10 protein-coding genes and 1 pseudogene are annotated in these 8,668 nt (G+C 37.8%); 4 read left to right on the top strand and 7 right to left on the bottom strand.

Features of this window, described 5'->3' with window-relative positions; translation table 11 throughout:
• From BLR86_RS26590 to BLR86_RS06290, 3 genes and pseudogenes are all read right to left on the bottom strand, one after another.
• Positions 1-935: pseudogene (locus BLR86_RS26590) on the bottom strand (RNA-guided endonuclease TnpB family protein); the annotation flags it as partial.
• A gap of 186 nt (positions 936-1,121) precedes the next feature.
• A complete protein-coding gene (ytzI, locus tag BLR86_RS06295; RefSeq protein ID WP_090759401.1) occupies positions 1,122-1,277 on the bottom strand; it encodes a YtzI protein in 156 nt (51 codons plus the stop codon).
• Positions 1,278-1,378: 101 nt separating this feature from the next.
• Positions 1,379-1,636, bottom strand: a complete 258-nt coding sequence (locus tag BLR86_RS06290; RefSeq protein ID WP_090759399.1) for a DUF6154 family protein — start codon at positions 1,634-1,636, stop codon at positions 1,379-1,381.
• Positions 1,637-1,872: 236 nt separating this feature from the next.
• Between BLR86_RS06290 and BLR86_RS06285 the strand changes: the two genes are divergently transcribed.
• Together BLR86_RS06285 and ytkD are read left to right on the top strand one after the other, a co-directional pair.
• Complete coding sequence (locus tag BLR86_RS06285; RefSeq protein ID WP_090759397.1) at positions 1,873-2,196, top strand: hydrolase; 324 nt, start codon at positions 1,873-1,875, stop codon at positions 2,194-2,196.
• Positions 2,197-2,279: 83 nt separating this feature from the next.
• Positions 2,280-2,774, top strand: a complete 495-nt coding sequence (ytkD, locus tag BLR86_RS06280; RefSeq protein WP_090759395.1) for an RNA deprotection pyrophosphohydrolase — start codon at positions 2,280-2,282, stop codon at positions 2,772-2,774.
• A gap of 4 nt (positions 2,775-2,778) precedes the next feature.
• Here ytkD and BLR86_RS06275 read toward each other — a convergent pair whose 3' ends face one another.
• Genes BLR86_RS06275 through BLR86_RS06265 form a run of 3 tightly spaced genes read right to left on the bottom strand, consistent with a single transcriptional unit; the run spans position 2,779 to position 5,374 of the window.
• On the bottom strand, positions 2,779-3,585 hold the full coding sequence (locus BLR86_RS06275) for an ABC transporter permease (RefSeq protein ID WP_175492794.1): 807 nt from the start codon (positions 3,583-3,585) through the stop codon (positions 2,779-2,781).
• Complete coding sequence (locus BLR86_RS06270) at positions 3,566-4,342, bottom strand: ABC transporter ATP-binding protein (protein ID WP_090759391.1); 777 nt, start codon at positions 4,340-4,342, stop codon at positions 3,566-3,568. The genes BLR86_RS06275 and BLR86_RS06270 overlap by 20 nt, the downstream gene beginning before the upstream one ends.
• Positions 4,343-4,363: 21 nt before the next feature.
• A complete protein-coding gene (locus BLR86_RS06265; protein WP_090759389.1) occupies positions 4,364-5,374 on the bottom strand; it encodes an ABC transporter substrate-binding protein in 1,011 nt (336 codons plus the stop codon).
• Positions 5,375-5,491: 117 nt separating this feature from the next.
• On the opposite strand from BLR86_RS06265, the gene BLR86_RS06260 reads away from it, so the two are divergent.
• Positions 5,492-6,286, top strand: coding sequence for an alpha/beta hydrolase family protein (locus tag BLR86_RS06260; RefSeq protein ID WP_254782239.1), 795 nt, complete (start codon positions 5,492-5,494; stop codon positions 6,284-6,286).
• Between the two features lie 45 nt (positions 6,287-6,331).
• On the top strand, positions 6,332-6,574 hold the full coding sequence (locus BLR86_RS06255; RefSeq protein ID WP_090759385.1) for a DUF2584 domain-containing protein: 243 nt from the start codon (positions 6,332-6,334) through the stop codon (positions 6,572-6,574).
• A 494-nt stretch (positions 6,575-7,068) separates the two neighbouring features.
• On the opposite strand, the gene pckA is transcribed toward BLR86_RS06255, so the two are convergent.
• Positions 7,069-8,652, bottom strand: a complete 1,584-nt coding sequence (gene pckA / locus BLR86_RS06250; RefSeq protein ID WP_090759383.1) for a phosphoenolpyruvate carboxykinase (ATP) — start codon at positions 8,650-8,652, stop codon at positions 7,069-7,071.
• Between the last annotated feature and the right edge of the window lie 16 nt (positions 8,653-8,668).

Genomic DNA, 8,668 nt, shown 5'->3' with positions numbered 1-8,668 from the left:
GCTTTTAAATTGTGACCAAGATACGTCACTGATCGCTTTGGCAAGATGATGATTTTTCAACATGTTTGATACGGACAAATCTTCCATCCCAATTATGTCGTGGTTTTTGACGATATGGGTGGAAATTTTGTCTAAATAGTCTTTTCTTGCATTCGTTATTCTTTCATGGATACCAGCAACTTTTCTTTTGGCTTTGTACCAGTTCGCACCGCCTATTGTTCTTCTGCTCATCACTTGTTGTGCTTTGACTAATTTTTCTTCTAAAGTACGGAAAAACTTTGGATTGGAATAGATCGTTCCATCTGATAGAATGGCAAGGTCCTTAATGCCGACATCTATTCCAACAACAGCGTTGGTTTTAGGTAATTCTGCTACATCTATTTCTGTTCCAAGAGAAACAAAGTATTTACCAGAAGGATTGCGCCTAATAGTGGCATTCAGAATCCTTCCTTCTATTTCACGACTTTTCGCAAAACGGACAAGTCCTAGCTTTGGTAATTTTATATGGCTATTCATGACCGTTATATTCCCATTTGTCTGTTCGTGGTGTAAGATTGGACTCGGTTCTTTTTTGATTTAAAACGTGGTTTTTTATTCTGCTTTTTATAATAGCGAGCATAGGAATCCGCTAAGTTCTCAACCGATTTTTGTAAAGCGATGCTGTCAACTTCCTTTAGGAAAGAATAATGCTTCTTAAGTTCAGGTAATGATTTTACTGTTTCGAATTTATTTAGGAATTGGCCCCTCCAGTTATTTATCGGAAGTTGACCGTTTTGAACCAGTTCTTCAACAATATACCAATAAGCATCTTTTTCTTGTTGTTTACCTAGAAAAAAATTGAATACAAATCTTGAACATCCTATGGTTTTATTTATTAATTCAATCTGTTTATTATTTGGATAGATACGAAATTTATATGCTTTATTGATTAGCATGAATCTCACCTCACCGAATAGAAACGTTTGTTCCTATTATACCATAGTGAGGATTGTTTTGGCTAACGCCAACCTACTTTCATCTCTCACATACTTATTGGGCTTCGCCCTTCACATTCCTTGAGGTAGGAATCTTCTGTCGGAGAATGATAAAAGAATCCCTATTCGAAGTGAATAGGAATTCTTTTATTTTTTTTGATCTTCTTCTTCATCTTGTCTATAAGGATTATCCTCAATCGGATCTACTGTATGTTTATAGGAATAAGCCTTTGAAGTAGTAATAACCGCAAGCAAAAGAACAACGATAATAATAATGATGCTTACCACGAATATCGTATACATTTTTTCTCCTCCCCTTACACCCTATATTTTAGCATGCCATTTTGTTTTTTAAACAAAAAAAGAACTGCACATCAGCAGTTCCTATGTTCTGAGTATGTAAGTTAGTGTATATTCCTTGGATAGTAAGTATGGGCGCGTTGTTGTCCGTACTCTTCTTGCGCAAATTTTCCTTTTAAGTTCTCAATTAAGTAAAGCCCCATTAAATCGTATAATTCCTGTTTATCCATCTCTTTTATTAAATGTAATAGATCTTCATGTGACATTTCCTCTAAGAAGGCAAATGCTAACATATCAATATCCTCTTCATCACCTGTAAGCTTGTCACGATACATCTGAAATAATTCATCCACTAATTTCAATTTCGTTCACCTCCATAGTATTTATAAATCATTTTCCTTACTTATTCAATTCCCTTAATGATGAAAAATATCCTCTATAGACGAAGCAAAAAATTAATAAAAAGAAAAAAACATATTTTCTTAATATTATGACAATTATACCTTAATCATTTCTAAAAAATGAGTCGAAATTTGAATAAGAATAAATTTTATTTGTTTGTGGCAAATTTTAAATAATAGTAAAAGGGGATGACATAATGGATGATCAAAAAAAGACTTATTATATTGACGTTGGGCATGGACAAATTTCTCAAAGTTCAACAGCTTCAACATGGAACTTTAAAATTCAAGCGAACGATGTGGAAATTACTCAGCTACGTGAGCTATTTGATCAAAATTACACAATCGAATGGAAAAATTTTTTTAGGGCCCACGTTCCATATGTACAATATCATTATGATCGTGAAAACGATGCCTATGATAATACGATAGAACAGGTGTATGGCATGATCTACACACTAGGTGATGATGAAGCAAAAAGGCATATTGAATCGATGGAGATTTTACCTAAAGAAATCTAAAATAGCGGAAAATCCTTTTTGAGGGATTTTCCGTTATTTTCGATTATAATGAATGCAATAAGGGTTACCAAGGGGAGAGCAAGGTGAAAGAATTTTTAGATGCATATGGGAACAAAGTGGAGTTATCATTCAAGAAAAATGCATTCTATCAGGAAGCAAACCATGTGCTTGTCATTCTTCATTATTTGGATGTTTGGTATTTAACCAATCATAAAATTCGCGGGCTAGAATTTCCAGGGGGGAAAGTAGAGGCAGGAGAATCCCTAATTGATGCGGCTCACCGTGAAGTATATGAGGAGACAGGTGCACTCATCGATGAACTGTTGCAACTAGGGGAATATCGAGTAACAGACAAAAAGGGTTCATTTGTGAAGGCAGTTTTTTGGGGAAAAATAAAAGCTGTTGATAAAACGAATAACTATTATGAGACCAACGGACCAGTTGAAGTAAAAGGAGATTTATTACAGCTGCGCTTTGGGCAGGAATATAGCTTTATTATGAAGGATGAAGTGATTCAGGAGTGTATTAATTATATTTATAAACTCCAAAATGAAAAGAATAGCGACAAATTCAAGTAAGCCGCTATTCCTTAATAAGTTTTTTCTCTAATAGGTCCACTAGCTGATACATAATCGTGGCAACAACAGCAATGACCATTAATGATAAAAAGACTAGGGTAAAATTAAATACTTGGAAACCGTAAATAATGAAGTAACCAAGTCCCTTTGAGGAAACTAAAAACTCACCAACAATGACACCAACCCACGATAATCCAACATTCACCTTCAGTGTGGAAATAATGGTTGGAAAACTGGCGGGCAAGATGGCTTCCTTAAAACATTGAAAGCGTGTTGCACCAAATGTTTGTAGTACTTTTATATAGTTAGGGTCCACTTCTTTAAACGAGGTATAAACGACAATGGTGGTAATAATGATCGAAATGATTGCTCCCATTGCAATAATCGATGGATAACCAGGTCCAAGGGCAACGATCAAGATGGGTCCTAACGCCACCTTCGGCATGGCGTTTAAGATGACAAGATAGGGGTCAATAATTTTTGAGAACATCGGTGACCACCAGAGTAATGCTGCTAATATGGTTCCAAGTAATGTTCCGAGGATGAAACCAAAAATAGTTTCCGTTAATGTTACACCAAGGTTGGATAAAAGGCTCCCATCTTGGAGTTTTTCTAGAAATAGAGACCCAATCTTTGTAGGGGAACTAAACAGAAGCGGGTCTATCCATCGGTGTTGACTTGAAAATTCCCAGCTAGAAAAAAAGAGTAAAAAAATAAGCAATTGGAAAAAACGGACCCATCTTTTCTCAATTATTAAAGAATGTAAATAATTTTTATGGAGAAGGTTCACGTTATTTTTCTCTTGGTTCAAGTGAATCCAGCTCCTTCCATATTGACTGAAAGATATTTGAAAACGCCTCATGATTTCTTGCATTAAAAGGTGACAATTGCTTTAACTCAGCTGGCATGTCAACTACCTTATGAATTCTTCCAGGACTTGGTGAAAAGAGCACAACCCGATCACTCATGGCAATGGCTTCGCCGATATCATGTGTCACAAGGATGGCTGTTTTTCCGAATGTATTTAGTGTATTTGATACTAAATCTTCTAGCTTTAACTTGGTTTGATAGTCTAAGGCAGAAAACGGTTCATCGAGCATTAGAAGCTTCGGTTCTGTTGCCAGCGTTCGAACCAAAGCAGCACGCTGTCTCATACCGCCAGATAGCTGTTTTGGCAGCTGTTTCTCAATGCCGCTTAAACCCATTTGTTTTAAAAGGTTTAAAGCCGCTAATTTGGTTTTATCATTCAATTGTTTCGATAATTTTAAGCCAATAAGAATATTTTCTTCAATCGTTTTCCATGGGAACAAATAATCCTGCTGAAGCATATAACCGATTTGATTTTTTACTCCCGAAAGGGGTTTGTTTTCCAGTAAAATCCTTCCTTGGGTAGGCTTAAAAAGACCAGCAATAATGGAAAGCAAAGTTGTTTTGCCACAGCCGCTAGGGCCGAGGAAAGAGACAAATTCTCCTTCCTCAACTTGCAAAGAAATATCAGAGAGGGCCGTGGTCACAGAGGATTTGGTGAAATAAGTGTGATGAACATCGTTAACCATTAAGAAACTCATTTGGACGGCCTCCCAATTTAATTATTCACCTTTAACTTTTTCAGCAATTTGTGTATTGACAAGGGTCTTGTGATCGACCACTTGTGGAAGTTCACCAGCCTCATCCATGATATTCTGAAGATTGTTCCATTCTTCCTTATCCAGGATTGGGTCAGTTGCAAACGAGCCTTGCTCTTTGTATCGATCAACAACGGTACTGATTAACTTGATGTCAGTATCAGGGAAATAGGATTTAATTGCTTCTGCTACTTCTTCAGAACTATGTGTATTAACCCATTGCTGTGCCTTATAAATGGCCCTTGTAAATTTTTCAACCATGACCTTGTTTTCTTTCATGTAGCTATCCTTTGCCATAAAGGTCGTATAGGGAACATGACCTGATTCTGTTCCAAAGGAAGCAATAATATGCCCTTTTCCTTCTTTTTCAAAAATACTTGCTTGTGGTTCAAACAACTGAACGAAATTTCCTGTACCTGATGCAAAAGCACTAGGAATGTTTGCAAAATCAATATTCTGAATTAGAGTTAAATCTTGGTGTGGGTCAATTCCATGTTTTTTAAGAACGAATTCACCAACCATCTGCGGCATTCCGCCAGTACGCTGCCCTAAAAATGTGGAGCCTTTTAAAAGGTCCCATGAGAAATTTTCAATTTTATCTCTTGAAACAAGGAAGGTGCCGTCCGTTTGTGTAAGCTGCGCAAAGTTAATGACGGGATCATTTGATCCTTGAGCATAAACATAAATAGATGTCTCAGAGCCGACCAGGGCAACGTCAGCGCCACCTGACAGGAGGGCAGTCATTGTTTTATCGCCCCCAAAGGCTGTCGACAGTTCGATTTCTAATCCTTCTTTTTCAAAAAAGCCTTTGGCAATTGCGACATATTCAGGTGCATAGAAAATAGATCGGGTTACTTCTACTAATCGAACCTTTTCTAGTTTTTCGGTCTGGTCAGTATTACTACAAGCCGCTATTGAAAACATAAGAATCACGATAAGAAGCGAGGAAAAACTAAATTTTAACCACTTTTTCACAGCAAATCCTCCTTTAATACGTAAAAAAATCTGGGCTTTTGGCTTAACATATCGTATGAACGAGAAACAAATGTGTGAATGCCTAGTTACATAATTTTAAAATCGAAAGGTGAATGTATGGTGAACGAACTAAACGGAAAGATCATCGAGGTTCATCGTTTCCCTTCACCGAATCCACATGTAGAATTAAGAGAGATTACTTATCTTTCTAATGGGTTAAGAGTAAAGGGAATGCTTGCAGAGCCGAAAATAAAAGGGAACTATGATGGTTTTTTATATTTACGAGGCGGAATTAAGAATGTGGGGATGGTCAGACCGGCCAGAATCGCACAGTTCGCTTCTGAAGGATTTATTGTATTTGCACCCTACTATCGTGGGAATCAAGGTGGGGAGGGGAATGAGGACTTTGCTGGAGAAGATAGGGAGGATGCCTTTAGTGCCTTTCTGCTTTTAAAATCATACCCTGGGATAGAGAAAGTCCATATATTTGGTTTTTCCCGAGGTGGGGTAATGGCATTGTTAACGGGTCTTAAGTATCCTGAAGCTGCTTCGATTGTCACATGGGGTGGTGTATCGGACATGTTTTTAACGTACGAAGAAAGAAACGACTTACGGAAGATGTTGAAAAGAGTGATTGGCGGTACGCCAGCAAAATATCCAGAAAGATATGAAGAACGAACCCCTCTTAATGGGCTGGAAAAGCTTACAATTCCTGTCCTTATCATTCATGGTGTAATTGACGACAATGTATCTGTAGAGCATGCCTACAGGCTTGAAGAAAGACTTAAAATGTTGAATAAGCCAGTGGAATGTTGGTATTTTACTGATTTTACTCATTACTTTCCTCCGGTGGTAAACAGAAAAATCGTAAAGGATTTATCGAAGTGGATGAAATTTCAAATCAAAAGATGATAAAATAGGAGTAAGTCCAAGTACAATATGCAAGGAGCGGGTTCTATGGGAATGCCCTTTGAGTTAAATACGATGATTGTCACAAAAGGCAGAGAAAAAAGAGTAGCAGAAAATCTTTTCCTATTAGAAAAAGAAGGCTATCGACTTTATCCAATTGATATCCCCATTGATGTAAGAAAAACAATTGATAGTGATACGAGTGGGACAGGTGTTATAAAAAAAGTTGAATGGCAAAATAACAGCACTTGGTTAACGTATCAATTAATTTCATTAAACTCAACAAATTAAATGTAAAAGCCCTTATCGGTTTAGTTCGATAAGGGCTTTCCTTTTGAGGGTGCCTTTCTTAAAAGACATGCCGAAATGACAGTCGTATTGGTGGCACCGTTATCGGTTTATAAAAAAGTAAAACTCACGGCTCTTAATCAAGTAACCAGCAAAAGTAAATAAGCGGAGGTTTTCCGCTTATGCAAAGCAAAATCTCCCATTTAGGCATTTTTCGAGGCAATAGGCGGAATCTCTCCGTCTATTAAGACCTTTTTAAATAATAATTACTCATTAAGCGGAATTCTTCCGTCTATTTCTTAGTTCGGTTGCTTAACCTGCCACCTCAACCTAATATCAACATCCTTAACTTAGTCTAGCAGTTAAATTAGTTGACTGTCTAGCTACAGCGCCTAGGGGCTCGGGGTCATAAGCCAATCCGTCCGAAAGGTTAAAGAACAACCTTTCAGCCGGCTCGTCTTATGCCTGTCGCCCCTGTGCAAGGCGCTTCCGCTTTTCTATTCTGGTCCGCCTTTTTCTTCGATTTCGGCGGAGATTGTAGTGAATTTTTTAAAATTTTCTCGGAATTTTTTAGCTAATTCTTTCGCTTTGCTTTCATAGGCTTGTGGGTCCTCCCATGTTTTGTTCGGCTGTAGAACCTCATCAGGAACACCTGCAATGTGAAGCGGAATATTAAGGCCGAAAATATTGTCCTTAATGGTTTCCACATGGTTTAGTTCGCCTTCTAGTGCTGCCTGTATCATGGCTCTTGTATAGGAAAGCTTCATCCGGTTTCCTACCCCGTATTCTCCGCCAGTCCAGCCGGTATTCACAAGAAAGACGTTTACATCGTGTTCAAGAATTTTTTCTCCAAGCATCTCGGCATAACGTGTTGCTGGTAAAGGAAGGAATGGTGCACCAAAGCAGGTCGAGAATGTTGCCTCTGGTGACGTTACACCACGCTCTGTTCCCGCAAGCTTTGATGTATAACCGCTTAGGAAGTGATACATCGCTTGCTCTCTTGTTAATTTAGAGATGGGAGGCAGTACACCAAAAGCATCTGCCGTTAAAAAGACGATGGTATTCGGATGACCGGCAATGCTTGGCTGAATGATATTGTCAATTGCTTGAATCGGGTAGGCAGCCCTTGTATTTTCAGTTAGAGAAGAATCCTCATAATCAGGTATTCTTGTTTCAGGATTCAGTATTACGTTTTCAAGAACAGAACCAAACCGAATCGCATCGAAAATCTGTGGTTCTTTTTCACTAGATAGATTTATGGTTTTTGCATAACAGCCACCTTCAATATTAAAAACTCCATTTGAAGACCAACCGTGTTCATCATCACCAATTAAGCGACGCTTTGGGTCTGCAGATAAAGTTGTTTTACCTGTTCCAGAAAGACCAAAGAAAAGCGCGACATCCCCTTCAACACCAACATTAGCAGAACAATGCATCGAGAATATGTTGTTTTCGGGCAATAGGTAGTTCATGATTGAAAAGATAGATTTTTTCATTTCACCAGCGTATTCTGTCCCGCCAATTAAAATTGTCCGTTGTTCAAAGGAAATGATAATAAAGGTTTCAGACTTTGTCCCGTCGACAACAGGATCTGCTTTGAAATTTGGAGCGGAAATGACCGTGAAGCCTGGTGCGTGTGTCAGTAGTTCTTCGTCACTAGGACGAATAAACAATTGATGAGCAAATAAATTATGCCATGCATATTCATTTACAATCTGTATCGGCAATTGTGTCTTTTTATCTGCTCCCGCAAATCCTTTAAAAACAAAGATTTCATCCTTTTGTTTTAAGTAATCTAATACTTTTTGATAGAGGTTTTTAAAAACCTCCTCTGAAATTGACTGATTTAAAGAACCCCAATCAATTTTATCCTTGATTGATTCCTCGATGACGATAAATTTATCTTGTGGAGAGCGGCCAGTATATTTACCTGTTGTTACACTTACGGCACCAGTGGAGGTTAATTTACCTTCATTTCTGGATAAGATTTTTTCAACTAATTGTGGAACTGATAATTGGATGTGGACATTACTTTCGTCCAACAATGTGCTTAACTCATTTGGAATATGAACAGAATTCATCAATAGGAACCCTTCC

Origin of the sequence: Bacillus sp. OK048 (assembly GCF_900103525.1) — a bacterium.
Taxonomy (GTDB): Bacteria; Bacillota; Bacilli; order Bacillales; family Cytobacillaceae; genus Neobacillus.
This window is presented reverse-complemented; position numbering and strand designations above follow the sequence as displayed.

Excerpts from the sequence above, each read along its gene's own strand:
- ytzI (WP_090759401.1), bottom strand. The coding sequence starts at position 1,277 with ATGTATACGATATTCGTGGTAAGCATCATTATTATTATCGTTGTTCTT.
- BLR86_RS06285 (WP_090759397.1), top strand. The coding sequence starts at position 1,873 with ATGGATGATCAAAAAAAGACTTATTATATTGACGTTGGGCATGGACAA.
- BLR86_RS06270 (WP_090759391.1), bottom strand. The coding sequence starts at position 4,342 with ATGAGTTTCTTAATGGTTAACGATGTTCATCACACTTATTTCACCAAA.
- BLR86_RS06260 (WP_254782239.1), top strand. The coding sequence starts at position 5,492 with ATGGTGAACGAACTAAACGGAAAGATCATCGAGGTTCATCGTTTCCCT.
- BLR86_RS06255 (WP_090759385.1), top strand. The coding sequence starts at position 6,332 with ATGGGAATGCCCTTTGAGTTAAATACGATGATTGTCACAAAAGGCAGA.
- pckA (WP_090759383.1), bottom strand. The coding sequence starts at position 8,652 with ATGAATTCTGTTCATATTCCAAATGAGTTAAGCACATTGTTGGACGAA.